This is a genomic window from Mycobacterium helveticum (assembly GCF_007714205.1).
Lineage (GTDB): Bacteria > Actinomycetota > Actinomycetes > Mycobacteriales > Mycobacteriaceae > Mycobacterium > Mycobacterium helveticum.
Map to the genome: position 1 here is coordinate 1 of NZ_VMQU01000050.1, position 22,734 is coordinate 22,734.

Annotated in this window: 17 protein-coding genes and 2 pseudogenes; 14 read left to right on the plus strand and 5 right to left on the minus strand. The window is 69.9% G+C overall.

All coding sequences use genetic code 11. The features are described 5' to 3' along the window. Positions 1–323 (minus strand): annotated as a pseudogene (locus tag FPZ47_RS13495) (hypothetical protein); the annotation flags it as partial. A gap of 219 nt (positions 324–542) precedes the next feature. Between FPZ47_RS13495 and FPZ47_RS13500 the strand changes: the two are divergent. Continuing rightward, positions 543–1,796, plus strand: a complete 1,254-nt coding sequence (locus FPZ47_RS13500) for a mannosyltransferase (RefSeq protein WP_144951903.1) — start codon at positions 543–545, stop codon at positions 1,794–1,796. Here the strand turns inward: FPZ47_RS13500 and FPZ47_RS13505 are convergent. Next, positions 1,755–2,039, minus strand: coding sequence for a 4a-hydroxytetrahydrobiopterin dehydratase (locus FPZ47_RS13505; RefSeq protein WP_144951905.1), 285 nt, complete (start codon positions 2,037–2,039; stop codon positions 1,755–1,757). The genes FPZ47_RS13500 and FPZ47_RS13505 overlap by 42 nt on opposite strands. A gap of 26 nt (positions 2,040–2,065) precedes the next feature. Here FPZ47_RS13505 and FPZ47_RS13510 point away from each other — a divergent pair, with 26 nt between their 5' ends. The 9 genes and pseudogenes from FPZ47_RS13510 (at position 2,066) to FPZ47_RS28930 (ending at position 15,903) form a co-directional block, all read left to right on the plus strand. Next, positions 2,066–2,470, plus strand: coding sequence for a (deoxy)nucleoside triphosphate pyrophosphohydrolase (locus FPZ47_RS13510; RefSeq protein ID WP_144951907.1), 405 nt, complete (start codon positions 2,066–2,068; stop codon positions 2,468–2,470). Positions 2,471–2,723: 253 nt separating this feature from the next. Then, on the plus strand, positions 2,724–6,431 hold the full coding sequence (locus tag FPZ47_RS13515; RefSeq protein ID WP_144951909.1) for a nitrate reductase subunit alpha: 3,708 nt from the start codon (positions 2,724–2,726) through the stop codon (positions 6,429–6,431). A gap of 3 nt (positions 6,432–6,434) precedes the next feature. Next, a complete protein-coding gene (gene narH / locus FPZ47_RS13520) occupies positions 6,435–8,021 on the plus strand; it encodes a nitrate reductase subunit beta (protein ID WP_144951911.1) in 1,587 nt (528 codons plus the stop codon). Then, complete coding sequence (narJ, locus tag FPZ47_RS13525) at positions 8,018–8,686, plus strand: nitrate reductase molybdenum cofactor assembly chaperone (protein ID WP_144951913.1); 669 nt, start codon at positions 8,018–8,020, stop codon at positions 8,684–8,686. The genes narH and narJ overlap by 4 nt, the downstream gene beginning before the upstream one ends. After that, positions 8,679–9,410, plus strand: coding sequence for a respiratory nitrate reductase subunit gamma (gene narI, locus FPZ47_RS13530; RefSeq protein ID WP_144951915.1), 732 nt, complete (start codon positions 8,679–8,681; stop codon positions 9,408–9,410). The genes narJ and narI overlap by 8 nt, the downstream gene beginning before the upstream one ends. A 78-nt stretch (positions 9,411–9,488) precedes the next feature. Then, positions 9,489–11,378 carry a translational GTPase TypA gene (gene typA, locus FPZ47_RS13535; RefSeq protein ID WP_168209442.1) on the plus strand — a complete coding sequence of 630 codons (1,890 nt, stop codon included), beginning with the start codon at positions 9,489–9,491 and terminating at the stop codon, positions 11,376–11,378. Positions 11,379–11,448: 70 nt separating this feature from the next. Further along, positions 11,449–13,338: an ABC transporter family substrate-binding protein gene (locus tag FPZ47_RS13540; RefSeq protein ID WP_168209444.1), complete on the plus strand. Its 1,890-nt coding sequence runs from the start codon at positions 11,449–11,451 to the stop codon at positions 13,336–13,338. 147 nt (positions 13,339–13,485) lie between these two features. After that, positions 13,486–13,693: pseudogene (locus FPZ47_RS13545) on the plus strand (PE family protein); the annotation flags it as partial. Positions 13,694–14,004: 311 nt separating this feature from the next. Further along, positions 14,005–15,903: a PE family protein gene (locus tag FPZ47_RS28930; protein WP_425461791.1), complete on the plus strand. Its 1,899-nt coding sequence runs from the start codon at positions 14,005–14,007 to the stop codon at positions 15,901–15,903. A gap of 12 nt (positions 15,904–15,915) precedes the next feature. Here the strand turns inward: FPZ47_RS28930 and FPZ47_RS13555 are convergent, their stop codons facing one another. Continuing rightward, positions 15,916–16,521: a TetR/AcrR family transcriptional regulator gene (locus FPZ47_RS13555; RefSeq protein WP_144951919.1), complete on the minus strand. Its 606-nt coding sequence runs from the start codon at positions 16,519–16,521 to the stop codon at positions 15,916–15,918. Positions 16,522–16,641: 120 nt separating this feature from the next. Here FPZ47_RS13555 and mshB point away from each other — a divergent pair, with 120 nt between their 5' ends. Beyond that, positions 16,642–17,547 (plus strand): N-acetyl-1-D-myo-inositol-2-amino-2-deoxy-alpha-D-glucopyranoside deacetylase, encoded by a 906-nt coding sequence (mshB, locus tag FPZ47_RS13560; RefSeq protein ID WP_144951921.1) that lies wholly within the window; start codon positions 16,642–16,644, stop codon positions 17,545–17,547. A gap of 146 nt (positions 17,548–17,693) precedes the next feature. After that, positions 17,694–18,158: a hypothetical protein gene (locus FPZ47_RS13565; RefSeq protein ID WP_246133410.1), complete on the plus strand. Its 465-nt coding sequence runs from the start codon at positions 17,694–17,696 to the stop codon at positions 18,156–18,158. On the opposite strand, the gene FPZ47_RS13570 is transcribed toward FPZ47_RS13565, so the two are convergent. After that, a complete protein-coding gene (locus FPZ47_RS13570; RefSeq protein ID WP_144951923.1) occupies positions 18,101–18,820 on the minus strand; it encodes a PE family protein in 720 nt (239 codons plus the stop codon). The two genes, FPZ47_RS13565 and FPZ47_RS13570, sit on opposite strands and share 58 nt — an antisense overlap. Before the next feature lie 211 nt (positions 18,821–19,031). Between FPZ47_RS13570 and FPZ47_RS13575 the strand changes: the two genes are divergently transcribed. Beyond that, complete coding sequence (locus FPZ47_RS13575) at positions 19,032–21,659, plus strand: bifunctional FO biosynthesis protein CofGH (protein ID WP_144951925.1); 2,628 nt, start codon at positions 19,032–19,034, stop codon at positions 21,657–21,659. Positions 21,660–21,711: 52 nt separating this feature from the next. Here the strand turns inward: FPZ47_RS13575 and FPZ47_RS13580 are convergent, their stop codons facing one another. Beyond that, on the minus strand, positions 21,712–22,047 hold the full coding sequence (locus FPZ47_RS13580) for a hemophore-related protein (protein WP_144951947.1): 336 nt from the start codon (positions 22,045–22,047) through the stop codon (positions 21,712–21,714). 316 nt (positions 22,048–22,363) lie between these two features. Here FPZ47_RS13580 and fdxA point away from each other — a divergent pair, with 316 nt between their 5' ends. Beyond that, complete coding sequence (gene fdxA, locus FPZ47_RS13585; RefSeq protein WP_144951927.1) at positions 22,364–22,690, plus strand: ferredoxin; 327 nt, start codon at positions 22,364–22,366, stop codon at positions 22,688–22,690. The last annotated feature ends 44 nt before the right edge of the window (positions 22,691–22,734 follow it).

Here is a 22,734-nt window from a genome sequence, read left to right on the forward strand (position 1 = left end):
GCCGCCGGCGGCGTCAGCCCGGGGATCGAGGGCAGGCCCGCCGGTGCCGACGCGGGCGCCGTCGCCGCCGCCGGGGTCACACCCGGGAAGCTGATGCCGGGAGCCGACGGCGGAGCCGCCGGTGGCGTGGCGCCGAGTGCGGTCGCGAGGTTCTGCAGGATCTGCGGCGCGTTGGCCGCGGAGCTGATCAGCTGCTGGGGGATGTTCGGCATCGGCGCGGGGGCCGGCACCGGGTCAGCGTGGGCGATACCGCCCGTCAATAGCGCTGCGGACGAACCGACTACGACGGCGGTTGCACGCAGATAGGTCCAGATGGTTGGCATGTCTCTCCCTGGTTGTCGACGACAGGTCCCGGGACTGAAGCTACGTTGATACGGATGTGACTCAAGTGACACGTGTGGCATTTATTCGATCGTTACCCCTTCGAGTGACAGCGGTGACCGGGCGCCCGCCGGAGCGTGACCGGCGACGGCCGGGGCGTCGCCGTCGGCACGCCTTGAAGTCGGCACGCCTTAAAGTCGGCACGCCTTAAAGTCGGAGGGATAGACACCACCTCGGCCGCCCCGGCGGCAACCAGCGACGGCACGCCGGCGCGCCGGCTCAGCACCGTCGCGCCGATGCTGGTGGTCCTCAGCGTCGCCGCGCGACTCGCCTGGACGTATCTGGCGCGCAACGGGGCGAACTTCGTCGACCTGCACGTGTATCTGGGCGGGGCGGCCGCGCTCGATCATCCGGGCACCCTGTACAGCTACGTGTACGCCGACCAGACGCCGGACTTCCCGTTGCCGTTCACCTACCCGCCGTTCGCGGCGGTGGTGTTCTACCCGCTGCACCTGTTGCCGTTCGGCCTGGTCGCCTTCCTGTGGCAGATCGCAACCATGGCGGCGTTGTACGGGTCGATCCGGATCGGCCAGCGGTTGATGGGCGTTCCCCCCGGCGCCGGCCACCGCCTGGCGATGCTGTGGACGGCGGTCGCGATCTGGATCGAGCCGCTGCGCAGCACGTTCGACTACGGACAGATCAATGTGCTGCTGATGCTGGCGGTGCTGTGGGCGGTCGCGACGACGCGGTGGTGGCTGTCCGGCCTGTTGGTCGGCGCGGCTGCCGGGATCAAGCTGACCCCGGCGATCGCCGGGGTCTACCTCCTCGGCGCCCGGCGGCGGGCGGCCGCGATGTTCTCGGCCGTGGTGTTCGCCGCCACGGCGGGGCTGTCCGCCCTGGTCGTCGGCGACCAGGCGCGCTACTACTTCACCCAACTGCTCGGCGATGCGCACCGCGTCGGACCCGTCGCCACCTCGTTCAATCAGTCGTGGCGCGGCGGCATCTCCCGGATCGTCGGCTACGACGCGGGCTATGGCCCGCCGGTGCTCGCCGCCATCGGCATCACGGCCGTGCTGGCCCTGCTGGCGTGGTGGGCGCTGGGGTCCGGGGATCGGCTCGGCAGGTTGCTGGTGGTCGAACTGTTCGGGTTGCTGCTTTCGCCGATCTCGTGGACCCACCACTGGGTCTGGCTGGTCCCGCTGATGATGTGGCTGCTGCACGGGCCCCTGAGCGCGCGCCGCGGCGCGCGGATTCTGGGCTGGACCTGGCTGGGGATCACCGTGGTCGGCGTGCCATGGCTGCTCAGCTTCGTGCAACCGAGCATCTGGACGATCCACCGCCCGTGGTACCTGGCCTGGGCCGGCCTCGTCTACATCGTCGCCGCGGTCGCGACTCTGAGCTGGATTGCCACGAGCCGACGCGGCGCCGCAGAACTAGCCCCCGACGATCCCGTCGATGTCGCGCGCCATCGCTAGGTCGTTCTGGGTGATGCCACCCTCGGAGTGCGTCACCAGAACGAAAGTCACCGTCCGCCAACGGATGTCGATGTCAGGGTGATGATCTTTGCGCTCGGCGTGCTCGGCCACCCGGCGCACGGCGTCGATCCCGTCCAGGAACGTCGGAAACTTGATCGACCGGCGCAGGGCGCCGTCGGCGCGCTCCCAACCGTTCAGTTCGGGCAGTGCGGCGTCCACTTGTTCATCCGATAACACAGCCATGACCCGACCGTATACCGTCACTGGCCATGCCCACCCAGATCGTCGTCGCCGCGGCCGTCATCTCCGGCTCCACGGTCTTGGTGGCCCAGCGGGTGCGGCCACCGGAGCTGGCCGGCCGCTGGGAACTGCCCGGCGGCAAGGTCGCGGCCGGCGAATCCGAGCGCGACGCGCTGGCCCGGGAGCTGGCCGAGGAGCTGGGTGTGGCCGCGGCGGACGTCATGGTGGGTGACCGGCTCGGGCACGACATCGCGCTGGACGGCGCGACCACGCTGCGGGCGTACCGGGTGCGCCTGGTCCGCGGCGAGCCGCGGCCGCAGGACCATCGGGCGCTGCGGTGGGTGACGGCGGCCGAACTGCACGATGTCGACTGGGTGCCCGCCGACCGGGGCTGGCTGGGTGACCTGTCCGGTGCCCTTTCAGCCGGCTCGTGACGACTCCACAGGACTTATTCAGCCAACCTCCAGGGCGGCGGTAGGTTGCTACAGTCCAATTTGTAGATACCAACGTCGTTGTAGCGGGGATCGCGGTGCCATGCGGGAGGCCGGCGCATCCGCCTGCGGGGAGCCGGCGCCGAGGGCGTCGTTTCCCGCGCTCCGGCTGGGCGCGGCGAATCCGCCGGCACGAACGGGGGCGAACGCGTACGGTCACTAGGCCACCGAAGCCACCGAAGAGGAGGTTTTGCCGTTGACCGCGAAACCTCATGCCGGCGGGACGATCGAGGAACTGCTGGAGCGCAGCGGGCGATTCTTCACGCCGGGCGACATCTCGGAGGACCTGCGCACCGTCACCCGCCGGGGCGGCCGCGAAGCCGACGTGTTCTACCGCGACCGGTGGAGCCACGACAAAGTGGTCCGCTCCACCCACGGCGTGAACTGCACCGGGTCGTGCTCCTGGAAGATCTACGTCAAGGACGGGATCATCACCTGGGAGACGCAGCAGACCGACTATCCGACGGTGGGTCCGGACCGGCCGGAATACGAACCGCGCGGCTGTCCGCGCGGCGCGTCGTTCTCCTGGTACAGCTACTCGCCCACCCGGGTGCGCTACCCGTATGCCCGCGGCGTGCTGGTGCAGATGTACCGGGAAGCCAAGGCCCGCCTCGGTGACCCCGTACTGGCCTGGGCCGACATCCAGGACGATCCCGAGCGCCGCCGTCGCTACCAACAGGCCCGCGGCAAGGGCGGGCTGGTGCGGATCACCTGGGCTGAGGCCACCGAGCTCATCGCGGCCGCCCACGTGCACACCATCAAGACCTACGGTCCCGACCGGGTCGCCGGCTTCTCCCCGATCCCGGCCATGTCGATGGTGTCCTACGCCGCCGGCTCCCGGTTCGTCGAGCTGATCGGCGGCGTCATGACGTCGTTCTACGACTGGTACGCCGACCTCCCGGTGGCCTCGCCACAGGTGTTCGGCGACCAGACCGACGTCCCCGAGTCCGGCGACTGGTGGGACGCGGCCTACCTGATGATGTGGGGCTCCAACGTTCCCGTCACCCGGACCCCCGATGCGCACTGGATGGCCGAGGCGCGCTACCGCGGCACCAAGGTGGTCGCCGTCAGTCCCGACTACGCCGACAGCACCAAGTTCGGCGACGAGTGGATGCCGTGCGCGGCCGGCACCGACGGGGCGCTGGCGATGGCGATGGGCCACGTCATCCTCGCGGAATGCTATGTGCAAAAGCGGATTCCGCTCTTCGTCGACTTCGCGCGCCGCTACACCGACCTGCCGTTCCTGATCAAGTTGGAAGAGCGCGGCGACATGCTGGTGCCCGGCAAGAACCTCACGGCGGCGGACCTGGGTGGAGGCGTCGAGACCGCAGAAAACGCAGCGCTCAAGCCGGTGGTGTGGGACGAGGCCACCGACTCGGTCGCGGTGCCCCACGGCTCGCTGGGATTCCGGTACGGCGAGGACGGCGTCGGAAAGTGGAACCTCGACCTCGGTGACCTGGTTCCGGCGCTCAGCCTGCAGGATGGGCGGGGCGCCGACAACGATCACGGCACCGCGCTGGTGCACCTGCCCGGCTTCGACACCGTCAACGGCGAGGGTACGACGATCGCGCGCGGCGTCCCGGTGCGTCGCGTCGGGAAACACCTGGTGTGCACCGTGTTCGACTTGATGCTCGCCCAGTACGGGGTGGCGCGGCCGGGGTTGCCGGGCGACTGGCCCGCCGGCTACGACGACGCGACCCGGCAGAACACCCCGGCGTGGCAGGAGGCGATCACCGGGGTTTCGGCCGCACAGGCCATCCGCGTCGCCCGCGAATTCGCCCGTAGCGCAGAGGAATCCGGCGGCCGTTCGATGATCATCATGGGCAGCGGGATCAACCAGTGGTTCCACGGCGACGCCATCTACCGCGCGGTGCTGGCGCTGCTGATGCTGACCGGCTCGATGGGACGCAACGGCGGCGGCTGGGCACACTACGTCGGCCAGGAGAAGGTGCGCCCCCTCACCGGCTTTCAGACGATGGCGATGGCCACCGACTGGGTGCGCCCGCCGCGGCAGGTGCCCGGGGCCTCCTACTGGTACGCCCACACCGACCAATGGCGCTACGACGGCTACGCGGCCGACAAGCTGGCCAGCCCGGTGGGCCGGGGCCGGTTCGCCGGCAGGCACACCATGGACCTGTTGGCCGCCGCGACGGCCATGGGCTGGAGCCCGTTTTATCCGCAGTTCGACCGGTCCAGCCTCGACGTCGCCGACGAGGCGCGCGCCGCCGGACGCGACGTCGCCGAGTATGTCGCCGAACAGCTCGGCCGGCGCGAGCTCAAGCTCGCCGTGACCGATCCCGACAACCCCGCGAACTGGCCGCGGGTGCTCACGGTGTGGCGGGCCAACCTGATCGGCTCGTCGGGCAAGGGCGGCGAATACTTCCTGCGTCACCTTTTGGGCACCGACGCCAACATCGCGGCCGGCCCCCCGGTCGACGGGGTCGCGCCCGTCGAGGTGACCTGCGCGCAGGAGATTCCCGACGGCAAGCTCGACCTGATGATGTCGATCGACTTCCGGCAGACCTCCACGACACTGGTGTCCGATGTGGTGTTGCCGGCGGCGACGTGGTACGAGAAGGCCGACATCTCCAGCACCGACATGCACCCGTTCGTGCACGCGTTCAGCGCCGCGACCGACCCGCCGTGGGAAACCCGTTCGGACTTCGACGCTTTCGGCGCCATCGCCCGCGCCTTCAGTGCCATGGCCAAGCAGCACCTGGGCACCCGCAGCGATGTGGTGCTCACCGCGCTGCAACACGACACCCCCGATGCGATGGTGTATCCCGATGGCAGCGAAGAAGACTGGCTGCGCACCGGCGCGACGCCGGTGCCGGGGCGGACCATGCCCAAGCTGGCCGTGGTGGAGCGCGACTACACCGCCGTCTACGACAAGTGGCTGACGCTGGGACCGCTCGTCGACCAGTTCGGCGTGACCACCAAGGGGGTCACGGTCCACCCCACCCGTGAGGTCGCGGAGCTCGCCGCCAAATTCGGGGTGATGAATTCCGGTGCGGCGAAAGGCCGCCCGGCGGTGAGCACCGATGAGCGGATGGCCGATGTCATGCTGCTGCTGTCGGGAACGTGCAACGGCCGGCTCGCGGTCGAGGGGTTCCGGGAACTGGAGAAACGCACCGGGCAGCGGCTGGCGCACCTGGCCGAGGGCAGCGAGGACCGCCGCATCACCTACGCCGACACCCAGGCGCGTCCGGTCCCGGTGAACACCAGCCCGGAATGGTCCGGCAGCGAAACCGGTGGGCGGCGCTACGCGCCCTTCACCATCAACATCGAGAACCTCAAACCGTTTCACACGCTGACCGGGCGGATGCACTTCTACCTGGCCCACGACTGGATCGAGGAACTCGGCGAACACCTGCCGGTCTTCCGTCCGCCCCTGGACATGGCGCGGCTCTTCGGCCAGCCTGAGCTCGGTCCGAGCGACGACGGAATCGGGCTGACCGTGCGGTACGTGACCCCGCACTCGAAGTGGTCGTTCCACTCCACCTACCAGGACAACCTGTACATGCTGACGCTGTCGCGGGGCGGCCCGACGATGTGGATGAGCCCCGGCGATGCGGCGAAAATCGGTGTGCACGACAACGACTGGGTGGAGGCCGTCAATACCAACGGCATCTACGTGGGCCGGGCGATCGTCAGCCATCGCATGCCCGACGGCGTGGTGTTCGTCTACCACGTGCAGGAACGCACCGTGGACACACCGCGCACCGAGGCCAACAACAAGCGCGGCGGCAACCACAACGCGCTGACCCGGATCCGCATCAAGCCCAGCCACCTGGCCGGCGGCTACGGGCAGCACGCGTTCGCGTTCAACTACCTGGGCCCCGCCGGCAGCCAGCGCGACGAGGTGACCGTGGTGCGCCGCCGCAGCCAGGAAGTGCGGTACTGAGCAATGAAGGTCATGGCCCAGTTGGCGATGGTGATGAACCTCGACAAGTGCATCGGCTGCCACACCTGCTCGGTGACCTGCAAGCAGGCCTGGACCAACCGGCCCGGCACCGAGTACGTGTGGTTCAACAACGTCGAAACCCGCCCGGGACAAGGTTATCCGCGTACCTACGAGGACCAGCAGCGCTGGCGCGGCGGCTGGGTCCGCGACAAGAGGGGCCGGCTGCGGCTGCGCGACGGCGGCCGGATCGCCAAACTGCTGAAGATCTTCGCCAACCCGCAGCTGCCCACCATTGACGACTACTACGAACCGTGGACCTACGACTACGAGAACCTGACCACGGCGCCGGCCGGTGACACGTTCCCCACCGCCGCGCCGCGCAGCCTCCTCAGCGGCAAGCCGATGAAGATCTCCTGGGGGCCGAACTGGGACGACAACCTGTCCGGGTCGCCGGAGATCCTGGCCGAAGACCCGATCCTGCAGAAGATCGGCGAGGAGGTCCGGCTGCGGCTCGAAGAGACCTTCATGTTCTACCTGCCGCGGATCTGCGAGCACTGCCTCAACCCCTCGTGCGTGGCGTCGTGCCCGTCGGGCGCGATGTACAAACGCAGCGAGGACGGCATCGTGCTGGTGGACCAGGACCGCTGCCGCGGCTGGCGGATGTGCGTCTCCGGATGTCCTTACAAGAAGGTGTATTTCAATCACAAGACCGGTAAAGCCGAGAAGTGCACGCTGTGTTACCCGCGGATGGAGGTCGGCCTGCCGACCATCTGCTCGGAGACCTGTGTGGGGCGGCTGCGCTACCTCGGGCTGGTGCTCTACGACGTCGACCGGGTGCTGGAGGCCGCCTCGGTGCCCGACGACACCGACCTCTACGAGGCGCAGCGCGCGATCCTGTTGGATCCCCACGATCCCGAGGTGATCGCCGGCGCGCGCGCCGAGGGCATCTCCGACGAGTGGATCGAGGCGGCGCAGCGCTCCCCGGTGTACGCGCTGATCAACACCTACAAGGTGGCGCTGCCGCTGCATCCCGAGTACCGCACCATGCCGATGGTCTGGTACATCCCGCCGCTGTCGCCGGTGGTCGACGCGGTCAGCCGCGACGGTCACGACGGGGAGGAGCTGGGCAACCTGTTCGGCGCGCTGGAGGCGCTGCGCATCCCGATGCAGTACCTGGCCGAACTGTTCACCGCCGGCGACACCGGCCCGGTCCAGGACGTGTTGCGCCGGCTGGCGGCGATGCGCTCCTACATGCGCGACATCAACCTCGGGCGCGAGACCCAGCCGCACATCCCGCATTCGGTCGGCATGACCGAAGAGCAGATCTACCAGATGTACCGGCTGCTCGCGATCGCGAAATACGAAGAGCGCTATGTGATCCCGACGGCCTTCGCGCCGCAGGCGCGTGATCTCGAGGAGCAGGGGTGCTCGCTGTCGGGTGAGGGTGGTCCGGGAATGTACGAGTCGGGCGAACCGGTGCCCGTCTCGGTGGAGAGCTTCCACGCCACGCAACGCTCCCGGGTGAACCTGCTCAACTGGGACGGCCGCCAGGCACCGGCCGGGATGTTTCCCGACGAGCGCAAGCAATGAGACTGCACCGGCTTCGGGACCGTTCCGGCGTCCGGGTGCAGGACCGACTGGTCTGGCAGGCGGCGTCGCTGCTGCTGGCCTATCCCGACGACGGGCTGACCGGGCGGCTGGACACCGTGGCGGAGCTGCTGGGTCACGTCGCCGGCCCCGCGGGCGAGTTGCTCGGGCACACGGCGGCGGCACTGCGCGCCCGCGAGCCGATGGCCGCGGCGATGGACTACGTCGCCACCTTCGACCTGCGGCGGCGGGCCACGATGTATCTGACGTACTGGACCGCCGGGGACACGCGTAACCGCGGCCGCGAGATGCTGGCCTTCGCCACCGCCTACCGGGAGGCCGGCGTGCCGCCGCCGATCGGCGAGGCCCCCGATTACCTCCCGGTGGTGCTCGAGTTCGCCGCCACGGTCGATCCCGGGGCCGGGCGGCGGCTGTTGAGCGCGCATCGCGTCCCCCTCGACGTGTTACGGGGCGCCCTGGCCGATGCCGGGTCGCCCTACGCGCCCACGGTGGCGGCGGTCTGCGCAACGCTGCCGGTGGCCACCGACCAGGAGGCGCGCCGTGCGGATCGGCTGGCGAAAATCGGGCCGCCCGCGGAAGCCGTTGGGCTGCAGGCGTTCACCTTGACCGTACCGCCCCGACGGCAGGAAGGAGCGCCGAGTGTTTAGCAACGTGCTGTTCTGGGACATCGCGCCGTACGTGACGCTGGCGGTGCTGATCGTCGGCACCTGGTGGCGATACCGCTACGACAAGTTCGGCTGGACCTCCCGGTCCTCGCAGAGCTACGAGTCGCGGCTGCTGCGGATCGGCAGCCCGATCTTCCACTTCGGCATCCTCGCGGTGTTCGCCGGACACGTGATGGGCCTGCTCATCCCGCCGCGGGTGACGCACTGGCTGCACGTGAGCGACTACGCCTACCACCTGCAGGCGGTCATCGCCGGCTCGATCGCCGGCGCCGCGGCGTTGGCCGGCATCGGGTTGCTGATCTACCGGCGGTTCACCCGCCCCGCGGTGTCGGCGGCCACCACCCGCGGCGACAAGGTGATGTATGTGGTGCTGGTGCTGGCCATCGTGGTCGGCCTGTACTGCGACCTGATCGGCACCGGCCCCCACGGCGGTGAGTTCCACTACCGCTACACGGTCGGCCTGTGGTTCCGGCGGATCTGGCTGCTGCAGCCGCACGGGGAGGTGATGATCAACGCCCCGTGGGACTACCAACTGCACGCCCTGATCGGGATGGTGTTGTTCACGCTGTGGCCGTTCACGCGCCTGGTGCACGCGTTCAGCGCGCCGATCGCCTACCTGTTCCGGCCCTACATCGTCTACCGCAGCCGTGCGGTGGCGGCCAACGGCGAGATGGTCGGCGCGGCGGCCCCCCGCAAGGGCTGGTAGGGCCTTTTCCCACTCGGTGGGCGCCCGGTGACCTGCTCGGTTCGCGTCAGCGTAGTCCGCGCTGCCACAATCACCGACGTGCCATTTCGCAACGTCGCCATCGTCGCCCACGTCGACCACGGAAAAACCACCCTGGTCGACGCGATGCTGCGGCAGTCCGGGGCGCTGCACCACCGTGGTGACGACACCCAGGAACGCATCATGGACAGCGGTGACCTCGAGAAAGAAAAGGGCATCACCATCCTGGCCAAGAACACCGCCGTGCATCGCCACAACCCGGACGGCAGCGTCACGGTCATCAACGTGATCGACACGCCGGGGCACGCCGACTTCGGCGGCGAGGTGGAACGGGGTCTGTCCATGGTGGACGGGGTGCTGCTGCTGGTCGACGCGTCGGAGGGGCCGCTGCCGCAGACGCGGTTCGTGCTGCGCAAGGCGCTGGCCGCGCACCTGCCGGTGATCCTGGTCGTCAACAAGACCGACCGGCCCGACGCGCGCATCACCGCGGTGGTGGAGGCCAGCCACGACCTGTTGCTCGACGTGGCATCGGACCTCGACGACGAGGCGGCGGCGGCCGCCGAGCACGCGCTGGGCCTGCCGACGCTGTACGCGTCCGGTCGCGCCGGGGTGGCCAGCACCGAACAGCCCGCCGACGGGCAGATCCCCGACGGCACCAACCTGGACCCGCTGTTCGACGTGTTGATGGAGCACATCCCGGCGCCGTCGGGGGACCCGGAGTCGCCGCTGCAGGCGTTGGTGACCAACCTCGACGCGTCGACCTTTCTCGGGCGACTCGCCCTGATCCGCATCTACAACGGCAAGCTGCGCAAGGGCCAGCAGGTCGCCTGGATGCGCGAGATCGACGGGCTGCCGGTGATCACCAGCGCCAAGATCACCGAGTTGCTCGCGACCGAAGGAGTGGAGCGCACCGCGACCGACGAGGCCGTCGCCGGCGACATCGTGGCGGTGGCGGGCCTGCCCGAGATCATGATCGGGGACACGCTGGCCGATCCCGACCACGCTCACGCCCTGCCCCGCATCACCGTCGACGAACCGGCGATTTCGGTAACCGTCGGCACGAACACCTCGCCGCTGGCGGGCAAGGTCTCCGGCCACAAGCTGACCGCGCGCATGGTCCGCAACCGGCTGGACGCCGAACTCGTGGGCAACGTGTCGATCCGCGTCGTGGACATCGGCCGGCCCGACGCGTGGGAAGTGCAGGGCCGTGGCGAGCTGGCGCTGGCGGTACTCGTCGAGCAGATGCGGCGCGAAGGCTTCGAGCTCACGGTCGGCAAGCCGCAGGTGGTGACCCGCACGATCGACGGAAAGCTGCACGAGCCGTTCGAGGCGATGACGATCGACTGCCCCGACGAGTTCGTCGGCGCGATCACCCAATTGATGGCCGCCCGCAAGGGCCGCATGGAGGAGATGGCCAACCACGCCGCAGGCTGGGTCCGGATGGACTTCATCGTCCCCAGCCGCGGCCTGATCGGCTTCCGCACCGACTTCCTCACCCTCACGCGCGGCACCGGGATCGCCAACGCCGTGTTCGACGGCTACCGGCCGTGGGCGGGGGAGATCCGGGCCCGCCACACCGGGTCGCTGGTCTCCGACCGTGCCGGCACCATCACGCCGTTCGCAATGATTCAGCTCGCCGACCGGGGCCAGTTCTTCGTCGAACCAGGCCAGGACACCTACGAGGGCATGGTCGTCGGGATCAACCCGCGTGCGGAGGATCTCGACATCAACGTCACCCGCGAGAAGAAGCTCACCAACATGCGATCGTCGACCGCGGACGTCATCGAGACCCTGGCCAAGCCGCTCGAGCTCGACCTGGAACAGGCCATGGAGTTCTGCGCGCAAGACGAATGCGTCGAGGTGACCCCGGAGATCGTCCGGATCCGCAAAGTCGAACTGGACGCCACCACGCGGGCCCGCAGCCGGGCCAGGGCCAAGGCCCGGGGTTAGGTCGTTGGACTTTCGGGTCCGCGGCGCCGGCCTCGCCGGGCGTGCCCCGGCCCGCTCGCCCGATACCCTGATCGGCGTGCCGAGACGACTGCGCCGCCTGTTCACCGCGGTCGGCGTCGTCGTTTTTCTGGCCGGACTGGCGCTGGCGGCATGCACCGTCAAACCGCCCCCGGCGCCGCAGAGCACCGACACGCCCCACAACTCGCCGCCGCCGCCGCAGCGGGTCACGCAGATCATCATGGGCATCGATTCGATCGGCGCCGGGTTCAACCCGCATCTGCTGTCCGACCTGTCGCCGGTGAACGCGGCGATCAGCGCGCTGGTGCTGCCCAGCGCGTTCCGGCCGGTGCCCGACACCGGCACGCCGACGGGGTCGCGCTGGGAGATGGACCCGACCCTGCTGGTTTCGGCCGAGGTGACCGCCCAAAGCCCATTCACGGTGACCTACAAGATCCGTCCCGAGGCGCAGTGGACGGACAACGCCCCGATCGCAGCCGACGACTTCTGGTACCTGTGGCGGCAGATGGTCAGCCAGCCCGGCGTGGTCGACCCGGCCGGCTACGACATGATCACCGGCGTGCAGTCGCTCGAGGGCGGCAAGCAGGCGGTGGTCACCTTCGCGCAACCGTATCCGGCCTGGCGGGAGCTGTTCTCCAATATCTTGCCGGCGCACATCGTCAAGGACGTGCCGGGCGGCTTCACGGCCGGGCTGGCCCGGGCGCTGCCGGTCACCGGGGGCCAGTTCCGGGTGGAGAACATCGACCCGCAGCGCGACGAGATCCTGATCGCCCGCAACGACCGCTACTGGGGGCCGCCGGCCAAGCCCGCGCTCATCCTGTTCCGGCGTGCCGGCGCGCCGGCGGCGCTGGCCGATTCGATGCGCAACGGCGACACCCAGGTCGCCCAGGTGCATGGCGGGTCCGCGGCGTTCGCGCAGCTGTCCGCGATCCCCGACGTGCGGACCGCCCGGATCGTGACTCCGCGGGTCATGCAGCTGACGCTGCGCGCGAGCGAGCCCAAACTGGCCGACCCCCAGGTCCGCAAGGCGATCCTGGGGTTGCTCGACGTCGACCTGCTCGCGGCCGTGGGTGCCGGCAGCGACAACACCGTCACGCTGGACCAGGCTCAGATCCGCTCGCCCAGCGATCCCGGCTACGAGCCGACCGCGCCGCCGGCGATGACCACGGCGGCGGCGCTGGGGTTGCTCACCGCCGCCGGGTTCGACGTCGAGAGCAACGCGTCGGTGTCGGTGGCGTCGTCGACGATGACACCCACACCGCCCAGCACCGGACCGCCGGAGGTCGTCCGCGGCCGCATCAGCAGGGACGGCCACCAGTTGTCGCTCGTCATCGGAGTCGCGGCCAACGACCCGACGTCCGTCGCGGTGGCCAACACCGCCGCCGACCAACTGCGCAACGTCGGCATCGCCGCGACCGTGCTGGCGCTGGACCCGGTGACGCTCTACCGCGACGCGCTCGACGACAACCGGGTGGACGCGGTCGTGGGCTGGCGTCAGGCGGGCGGGAACCTGGCGACGCTGCTGGAATCGCGGTACGGCTGCCCGGCGCTGCAGTCGACGCAGATTCCGCCGCCGACCGCCCCGGCGAACCCGCCGGCCCGCGCGACCCCGCCCGGCGCGGGCGGCCCCAAGGCCACGGCACCGCCACCCAACCCCGCCCCGGAGGCCGGCGCGCTGGTGCAGGCGCCGTCGAACCTCACCGGAATCTGCGATCCCAGCATCCAGTCGAACATCGATGCCGCGCTCAACGGCACCAAGAGCATCAACGACGTGATCGGCGCGGTCGAGCCACGCCTGTGGAACATGTCGACCGTGCTGCCGATCCTGCAGGACACCACGATCGTCGCGGCCGGCCCCAGCGTGCACAACGTCAGCCTGTCGGGGGCGGTGCCGGTAGGCATCGTCGGCGACGCCGGCCAATGGGTGAAGACCGGGCCCTGACAGCGCCGGTTCCCGCGTCGCACGGCGAGAACGCCGATTTTCGCGACAATGCTTGCGCCGGGCGCGGGAGCGGTGGCATTCGCGTGTCCAAGTGCTTGACGACCGGGTCTCGGGGGGCATCCTGCCGCGTGTTCAAGAAGGTGCACGATGTCGTTCCTGATCGCTACGCCGGACCTGGTATCGGGGGCCGCCCAAGACCTGGCGGGTGTCGGGTCCGCGCTGAGCGAGGCCAATTCTGCGGCGGCAACTGGGACAACCGGGGTGATGCCGGCGGGCGCTCGACGAGGTCTCGGCGACCATCGCATCGATGTTCGGCGCCCACGGCCAGGCGTATCAGGCGCTCAGCGCGCAGGCGGCGCGGTTGCTGCGCCCGGTCAGCCCGGTTAGCCGCCGTTAGCCGGGGACGACCAGACCCTCTTCGCCGGCGTCGACCTCCTCGGCCTGCTCGCGGGCCGGTAATCCGGGGATCGTCCCCGCGCGAAGCCCGCGCCCGTTTCGGCCGAAACATCACGGGCCGTTCAACGGAAATACACAAAGTCATTCGCGCAAACAACCGTTTTCAGACCGATATTTCGATACGCTCCCACCCATCGCAATCTGTGCACGGTCGGGCTGGTGGAATAGTGTTCACGTTTTGCTGAACTGGGGAGGTACGGGGTGTCGTTTTTGATCGCAGCGCCAGAGGCCATGGCTGCGGCCGCATCTGACTTGGCGAACATCGGTTCGTCCATTGGTTCGGCCAATGTCACGGCGGCGGCGGCGACGTCGGGCGTGCTGCCCGCGGCCGCCGACGAGGTGTCGACGGAAATCGCCGCGCTGTTCTCCGCGCACTCGGCGGGCTATCAGCAACTCAGCGCCGCGGCGGCCTTGTTCCACCAGCAGTTCCAGGAGGCGATGAGCCTGGGCGCGGCCACCTACGCGGCCGCCGAGATCAACGTCGGGCAGACCCTGGCGGGCGCGGTTAACGCGCTCGGGGTGGACCTCGGCGGTGCGCTCAACGTCGGCCTGTCGCTCAACGTGGGCGCCGGCCTGTCCGGGCTGGCACCCGTGGGGGCCGCCCTGACGTCGGACCTGAACGGCGGCGTGGCGGCGCTCACGCAGGCCGGCGCGTCGCTGAACACCGGCCTGAACACCGGGCTGTCGGGCCTGGCCAACCTGGGTGTCGGGCTGCCCGGCCTGTCGGGTGCCTTGACGGCCGGGCTGCCGGGGCTGCAGGTCGGCCTCAGCGGCGGCCTCGCGGGCCTGGGCCCGGTCGGCGTGGCGCTGGCCGCGGACGTCAACGGCGCGCTGACGGCGCTGGTGCAGACCGGCGTGGCGCTGCCCGCCCTGTCGGGCGTCCTGGCCGCCGGCCTGCCGGGGCTGGCGGCGAGCCTCAGCGCGACGTTCCCGGCTCTGAGCGCCGACATCGCCGGTCTGGCGGGCATGCTCGGCCTCAACGCCAGCCTGTTCGCCGACGTGACGGCCGGGCTTGCCGGGATGGGCGCCCAACTCGGCGCCTTCCTGACCGGGGGTCTGAGCGCCAGCCTGGCCGGTATTCCCGCCATGCTGGGGACGTTGACCGCGCCGTGGCAGGCCCTGCTGACGGCGGCCTCGCCGGCCGCGTTCCTGAACCAGCTGCAGACGATGGAGATCGCCTTCAACACCTCGCTGGTCAACGCCGAGCTGGGCTTCAACGCCGCCCTGGTCGCCAACGAGGCGGGCCTGGAGCTGGCCCTGTTCGGCAACCTCGGCAACGGCGTGCTGAACAGCTTCTACAACTTCTGGAACCCGCTGCTGGGCGCCGGCGAGGCGACATTCGACGCCCTGCTGGGTGCGCCGGTCGGCGCGGCCCTGGTTCCCAGCCTTTTCGTCGGCACCAGCCCGAGCATCTTCGGCGACGCACTCGGCGGGCTGCTGGCCGCCGTGCCCGACAAGTTCCTGTGGGACCTCAACATCATCAGCGCGATCACCGGCGCACTGACCGGCAACGGCGCGCTGTCGGCCACGCTGACGGGGGCGCTCTCCGGTGCGGGGCTGTCGGTGAGCGCCCTGCTCAACGGGTCGCTGTTCGCCGGGATTCCCACGACGGGGGCCGCGCTCATCGCGGCGCCGCTGGCCGGTCTGCAGGGGATCGGGTCGGCCGAACTGGGCTTCTTCAACAACCTGGTCGCTATGGAGACCACCTTCGACACGAACCTGTTGGCCAGCGAGTTGACTTGGGAGGCAAGCACCTTCGGAGCCGGCGCGTTCAACGGGGCACTCGATCGGCTGTTCAACGTCGCCAACCTGACCGTGCTCACCGGCCAGCAAGCGGCTAACGGCCTGTTGGGCGGTGAGGTGGTCCCGGCGGCCTCTATCTACCCCTACGGCCCCTCCGGGCCAAGTATCAACCCCTTCCTGACCGGGGCCGCAACGGCGCCGCCGCCGCCGACCGCTGCGCAGGTGGGCAACCTAAGCCTGTCCGCAAACCCCTTTACGACGCCTGCGCTGGTGTTCGACGGCGGCGGCCCGAACGCGATCGGCGGCATCGAGGGCATCTTCGACCAGACCCTGGCGGCCGGCGTCGACCTCGCCGGATTGCTGTAGTCCACGGCGCGGTCAGTCCCCGCGGGCCGGAGGCCCGGGCGGGATCACCGTGTCCACGATCAGCCCCAGCTCCCGCCGGGTCGGCGGCGTCCCGGTGACCAGGCATTGGTGGTTGATCAAGGCCGGCCCGATGCGCGCGGTGAACGGTGTGATCGCGGCCGGGTCGAGATCCCCGTCCGCGACGGCGGTGTGCAGGATCGACTCGACGAGAGCCAGGCGCGGGCCGACCACCGCGTCGGCGAAGATGGCGCGCAGCTCGGGCTCGTGGATGAGTTGGCCGATGATGTCCAGGCCGGGGAATCCGGTTTTGCCGGCCAGCACGTCGCGGTGCGCGGTGAACACGGCCAGCAGGTTCTCGCGGGCCGACCGCCCGGGGTGCGACTCGGGCAGCGCCGGCAGGGCATACACCAGCGCGGCATGCACCAGGTCGTGCTTGCTGCACCAGCGCCGGTACAGCGCCGCCTTGCCGGTGTGGGCGCGCGCCGCGATGCCCTCCATGGTCAGCCCGCCGTACCCGACGTCGGCCAGTTCCGCCAGCGTGGCCTCATAGAGCGCGTGTTCGAGGACCTCACCGCGTCGGCGGCCCCGGGCGCCGGTGGCGGGGGTGAGCTGCGGCATCGTTCGATAGTAGCCGTGGGCGTTCTCGCATTGCGAAAAACCGGATAAGAAACGAAACCGGCCACTACGGGATTGCGGCGGGCTTCGGGCACGGCGGCGCGACCCGGGTAGGGTGCGTGCATGCCTGAGTCCCCGCGGCTGCTGTTCGTGCACGCGCACCCCGACGACGAGACCATCGGCACCGGCGCCACCATCGCCCACTACGCCGCCCGCGGGGCAGCGGTCCGCGTGGTGACCTGCACGCTCGGCGAGGAGGGCGAGGTCATCGGCGAGCAGTGGGCCGGGCTGGCCGTCGATCGCGCCGACCAGCTCGGTGGCTACCGGGTGGCCGAGCTGACCGCCGCCTTGCGCGCGCTGGGCGCCGGCGGACCCACCTATCTCGGCGGCGCCGGCCGCTGGCGGGACTCGGGCATGGTCGGCACCGAACGACGGCGGCACCAGCGGTTCATCGACGCCGACGAGCGCGAGGCCGTGGGGTCGCTGGTCGCCATCATCCGCGACATGCGCCCGCACGTCGTCGTGACCTACGACCCGCAGGGGGGCTACGGCCACCCCGACCACGTCCACGCGCATGCGGTGACCACCGCCGCCGTCGCGGCGGCCGGTTCCGCCGCCGTCACCACCGACCATCCGGGTGAGCCGTGGGCGGTGCCGAAGTTCTACTGGTCGGTGTTCGCGCTGAGCGCCTTCCGGGCGGCCCGGGACGCGCTGCGGCCCGACGATCTCCAGCCGCACTGGGTGATCCCGCCGGACGAGGGGTTCGCCTTCGGGTATGCCGACGAGGACATCGACGCCGTCGTGGAGGCCGGCCCGCAGGCGTGGGCGGCCAAGCGGGCGGCGCTGGCCGCGCACGCCACCCAGGTGGACCTGGGGCCGACCGGTCGGGCCTGTGCGCTGTCCAACAACATCGCGCTGCCCATCCCCGCCGACGAGCACTATGTGCTGGCCGGCGGAGCCGCGGGGGAGCGCGACGAGCGCGGCTGGGAAACGGATCTGCTTGCCGGGCTTGGTTTCACTGCGGGCTGACGCGGTAGGCTTCCGGGCAGGCGCCCCACGGAAGGAATTCGCATGGACCCTGACATGGACCCTAATATGCAGCACTGGCAGGACCGGCTCGACAGCTTTCAGTGGGTGATCGGTTCGATCCTCTCCCAGGTCGATAGCGTCCCGACCTGACCGCGACCAAGCCGGGCGCCGCGCCGGTCGAAGACGGCGGCGCCACCGATTCAGCTGTCCGTGTCGTCGTCCTGACGCTGCTGGCCGTCGACGGTGTGCTGTCCGCGCTGGCCGGGGCGCTGCTGCTGCCGTCCTACATCGGCGCCGTCCCCTTTCCCGTCAGCGGGCTGCTCAGCGGGCTTCTCAACGCGGCCCTGGTGTGGGCCGCCGGCTCGTGGGCGAGGTCCCCGCGGGTGGCCGCGGTGCCGCTGTGGACATGGCTGATCACCGTCGCGTTCATCAGCATGGGCGGTCCCGCGGACGACGTGCTCCTGGGGGGCGAGGGTCTGATGCGCTACGGGGCGCTGCTGCTGATGGTGCTGGGCGTGACGCCGCCGGTGTTGGTGCTGTGGCGGCGCGGTCCTTACGGCAGGTTCACCCCGAGCGGCGGAGGCGGCGGGAACAAGCTGCGGAACCAGTAGGTCTCGGTGGCGATGAACTGGTTGATCGACGCCGCGCCGGCCGCATAGATGTTGTTCAGCCCCTGGGCGAAACTCACTGTCCCGTCGAGGAAGTCGATCGCGTTGAACAGCACGCTCTGCACGATGGGCTCGACGAGGTAGTAGAAGTAGTTGATCTGCGGTGCCAGGATGCCGATCAGGAACAGCCACCGGACCGCGTACGAGACCAGCTCGAAGCCGTACGCCACCCACGGCTCGATGGCCAGGTAGGCGTTCTCGATCGCCGTGCCGAGGGGCAACAAGATGTTTGCAGCCGGTGCCGCCGCGGCGCCGGTTCCGCCCAGCGGATGTCCCAGCAGCATCTCGGCGGGCTCCTTGAGCGCGTTCACCAGGGTCTGCGCCGCGCTCGTCTCCGCGGACGCGTACGCGTTCGCCGCCGCGGCCAACGCCTGGACGAAGCGCCGGTGAAAATCCGACACCTGCGCGCTGAGCTGCTGATACCCGACCGCATGTTGGGAGAACAGGGCGGCGATCTGGGTCGACACCTCGTCGGCGGCCGCGGCCGGGACGCCGGTCGTCGCCGGCGCCGCGGCGGCGTTGGCGGCGCTGATCGTCGCCCCGAGACCGGCCAGGTCCGACGCCGCGCCGGCCAGCGCCTCGGGCGCCGCGAACAACAAAGACACCGCGCATCCTCCAGGGTCCGAGTTTTGCTGTCCGGCAACCCGGTTTGCCGGCAACGGATTTGCCCGGATCGTATCGCGCTCGCGGTCGATCAGCCGGGAGGTCGGCAAACACCCGCGCCCGCCCGCGCCGCGTCGCGCCGGGACGGTCGAGCGCGGGCGGGCGGCAGCCTGGCGCTACTGTTGCGCATATGGCACCGTTGCCCAGGGATCCATGTTGGGACGCGCGGATGAAATTCGATCGTGGGGAAGTTACACCAAGGTGCCGTTGACTCCGGGCCGGGAGCCCACAGCTTTGCCCAGCCCCGTCGTTGGGCCCCAGGCCGGTCCCTCGGCGCTGCGCAGGGTGTTGCGCCGGGCCCGGGACGGCGTCGCGCTGAACCTCCAGGAGGCGGCGGTCGCGATGACCGCCCGCGGGGATGCCCTGGCCGACCTGTGCGCGAGTGCGGCGCGGGTCCGCGACGCGGGCCTGCAGTCGGCGGGACGGCGCGGGCCCGACGGACGCCTGCCGATCACGTATTCGCGCAAGGTCTTCATCCCCGTCACGCACCTGTGTCGCGACAGCTGCCACTATTGCACCTTCGTTGCCGCGCCGGGCAAGCTCCGCGCCCAGGGGTCCGGCATGTATCTCGAGCCGGACCAGATCCTCGAAGTCGCCCGACGCGGGGCCGAACTCGGTTGCAAGGAAGCATTGTTCACGCTCGGTGACCGGCCCGAGGACCGGTGGCCCGAGGCCGGAGAGTGGCTGGGGGAGCGCGGCTACGACTCCACGCTGTCCTACCTGCGGGCGATGGCGATCCAGGTGTTGGAGGAGACCGGACTGCTGCCGCACCTGAACCCCGGCGTCATGAGCTGGTCGGAGCTGTCGCGGCTCAAGCCGGTGGCGCCGTCGATGGGCATGATGCTCGAGACGACGTCGCGGCGACTGTTCGAGACCAAAGGCCTTGCCCACTATGGCAGCCCGGACAAAGACCCGGCGGTCCGGCTGCGCGTGCTGACCGACGCGGGGCGGCTGTCCATCCCGTTCACCACCGGCCTGCTGGTCGGCATCGGCGAGACGTTGGCCGAGCGTGCCGACACACTGCATGCGATCCGCAAGTCGCACAAGGAGTTCGGGCACGTCCAAGAGGTGATCGTGCAGAACTTCCGCGCCAAGCAACACACTGCGATGGCCGCGGTGCCCGATGCCGGGATCGAGGATTACCTGGCGACGGTGGCGGTTGCGCGGCTGGTGCTGGGCCCGGGCATGCGCATCCAGGCGCCGCCGAACCTGGTCTCGCGCCAGGAGTGCCGCGCGCTGATCGCCGCCGGCGTCGACGACTGGGGCGGCGTCTCGCCGCTGACGCCCGACCACGTGAACCCCGAACGGCCCTGGCCCGCCTTGGCGGAACTGGCCGCCGTCACCGAACAGGCCGGGTACGCCCTGGTGCAACGGCTGACCGCCCAGCCCAGATACGTGCAGGCGGGGGCGGCCTGGATCGATCCGCGGGTGCGCGGACACGTGCTGGCGCTGGCCGATCCGGCGACCGGCCTGGCCCGCGACGTCAATCCGGTGGGCCTGCCCTGGCAGGAGCCCGACGACGTGGAGTCCTCCGGGCGGACCGACCTCAACGCGACCATCGACACCGCGGGCCGCAACGCCGAGGCCCGCAGCGACCTCGACAGCGCCTTCGGCGACTGGGAATCGATCCGGGCGCACGTGCACGAGCTCGCCGCGCAGGGCGCCAAAGCGCCAGAACGCCTAGACACCGACGTGCTCGCCGCGCTGCGGTCCGCGGAGCGCGATCCCGCGGGCTGCACCGACGGCGAATACCTCGCGCTGGCCACCGCCGACGGCCCGGCGCTGGAAGCGGTTGCGGCACTGGCCGACTCGTTACGGCGCGACGCGGTCGGCGACGACGTGACCTTCGTGGTGAACCGCAACATCAACTTCACCAACATCTGCTACACGGGCTGCCGGTTCTGCGCGTTCGCGCAGCGCAAGGGTGACGCCGACGCGTATTCACTGTCCACCGAGGAGGTCGCCGACCGCGCCTGGGAGGCGCACGTGCAGGGCGCGACCGAGGTGTGCATGCAGGGCGGGATCGACCCCGAGCTGCCGGTGACCGGTTACGCCGAGCTGGTGCGCGCCGTCAAGAGCCGGGTGCCCTCGATGCACGTGCACGCGTTCTCCCCGATGGAGATCGCCAACGGTGTCACCAAGAGCGGGTTGAGTATTCGCGATTGGCTGATCAGCCTGCGGGAAGCCGGGCTGGACACCATACCCGGCACCGCAGCCGAGATCCTGGACGACGAGGTGCGCTGGGTGCTCACCAAGGGCAAGCTGCCGACGTCGCTGTGGATCGAGATCGTGACCACCGCGCACGAGGTGGGCCTGCGGTCCTCCTCGACGATGATGTACGGACACGTCGACACCCCGCGGCACTGGGTTGCCCACCTCAACGTGCTGCGCGACATCCAGGACCGCACCGGCGGTTTCACCGAGTTCGTGCCGTTGCCGTTCGTGCACCAGAACTCGCCGTTGTACCTGGCCGGGGCGGCCCGTCCGGGACCCACGCATCGCGACAACCGCGCGGTGCACGCGCTCGCGCGAATCATGTTGCACGGCCGCATTTCGCACATCCAGACCAGCTGGGTCAAGCTCGGCGTGGAGCGCACGCGGGTGATGCTCGACGGCGGCGCCAACGATCTGGGCGGCACGCTGATGGAGGAGACGATCTCGAGGATGGCCGGCTCCGAACACGGATCGTCCAAGAGCGCCGCGGAGCTGGCCGAAATCGCCGAGGGCATCGGCCGTCCGGCGCGTCAGCGCACCACCACCTACGTCACCCAGCTCGCATAGTCATCGGCTGCTCAGCGGTCGCTGAGCAGCCGATGCTTGCGGGTTGTTCGGCTCAGTAGTTGTTACAGGTCGTCGCCACCGACTGGACCACGCCGAAGTACTGCGCGGCCTGCGGCATCGCCTGGATCTGCGCGGCCATCGCCGCGCGCTGCGGCGGAGCGGAGGCCAGGAACTGGCGCAGGTAGTTCTGCGCGAGCGGTGACGCGTTGAGCTGAGCGGCACTGGCGGGCGCGGTCGCGTTGAGCGCCGCCATGACCTGCCCGTAGTTGCAGGTCGTGTTGATGATCGGACTCAGATCGGGTTCTGCGGACGCGATCCCGGCCCCCGCAGTGAACGCCACTGCCACACCGCCGATCGCGGCAGCGATCCTGGTCAACGACATCTTCACCATTCTGGACACCTTCCACATTCAATTCACCGCCGACAGACGGCGACGACTGCCCAAACGGTTGCCGTCTCGGTCGAGGTTACCAGCCCGCGCGGGCGTCCTCCCATCGTAGCCTTTCGGAAAGTGGCCCCCGAATGTGACAACCACGAGGTCACGGGCGCGCGACCCGGCCCGCCCCGGGGGGCCGATGGGCGGGCCATGTGGTCGACGTGTATGCAACGTTTAGTATCAGTAACCGAACGCTTGCCTACCGGGACTGAGCGCCCGCGGCGAGCCCACCACAGCAGCCCACACTGATCAGTACGAGGAGACGTCTGTGACGTACACGATCGCCGAACCCTGCGTCGACATCAAAGACAAGGCGTGCATCGAGGAGTGCCCGGTCGACTGCATTTACGAGGGTGCCCGCATGTTGTACATCCACCCCGACGAATGCGTCGACTGCGGGGCATGCGAACCGGTCTGTCCCGTCGAAGCGATCTACTACGAAGACGATGTGCCGGACCAGTGGAGCCAGTACACGCAGATCAACGCCGACTTCTTCGCCGAGCTGGGCTCGCCCGGAGGCGCCGCCAAGGTCGGCATGACCGAGCACGACCCGCAGGTGGTCAAGGATCTGCCGCCGCAGGGTGAAGGCGACTGAGCCGGGCGGTGCCGCATGAGCCCGGGGCGGACCGGCCGGTAGGG

Excerpts from the sequence above, each read along its gene's own strand:
- FPZ47_RS13555 (WP_144951919.1), bottom strand. The coding sequence starts at position 16,521 with ATGCCGCAGCTCACCCCCGCCACCGGCGCCCGGGGCCGCCGACGCGGT.
- FPZ47_RS13510 (WP_144951907.1), top strand. The coding sequence starts at position 2,066 with ATGCCCACCCAGATCGTCGTCGCCGCGGCCGTCATCTCCGGCTCCACG.
- FPZ47_RS13505 (WP_144951905.1), bottom strand. The coding sequence starts at position 2,039 with ATGGCTGTGTTATCGGATGAACAAGTGGACGCCGCACTGCCCGAACTG.
- narH (WP_144951911.1), top strand. The coding sequence starts at position 6,435 with ATGAAGGTCATGGCCCAGTTGGCGATGGTGATGAACCTCGACAAGTGC.
- mshB (WP_144951921.1), top strand. The coding sequence starts at position 16,642 with ATGCCTGAGTCCCCGCGGCTGCTGTTCGTGCACGCGCACCCCGACGAC.
- narJ (WP_144951913.1), top strand. The coding sequence starts at position 8,018 with ATGAGACTGCACCGGCTTCGGGACCGTTCCGGCGTCCGGGTGCAGGAC.
- FPZ47_RS13575 (WP_144951925.1), top strand. The coding sequence starts at position 19,032 with ATGTTGGGACGCGCGGATGAAATTCGATCGTGGGGAAGTTACACCAAG.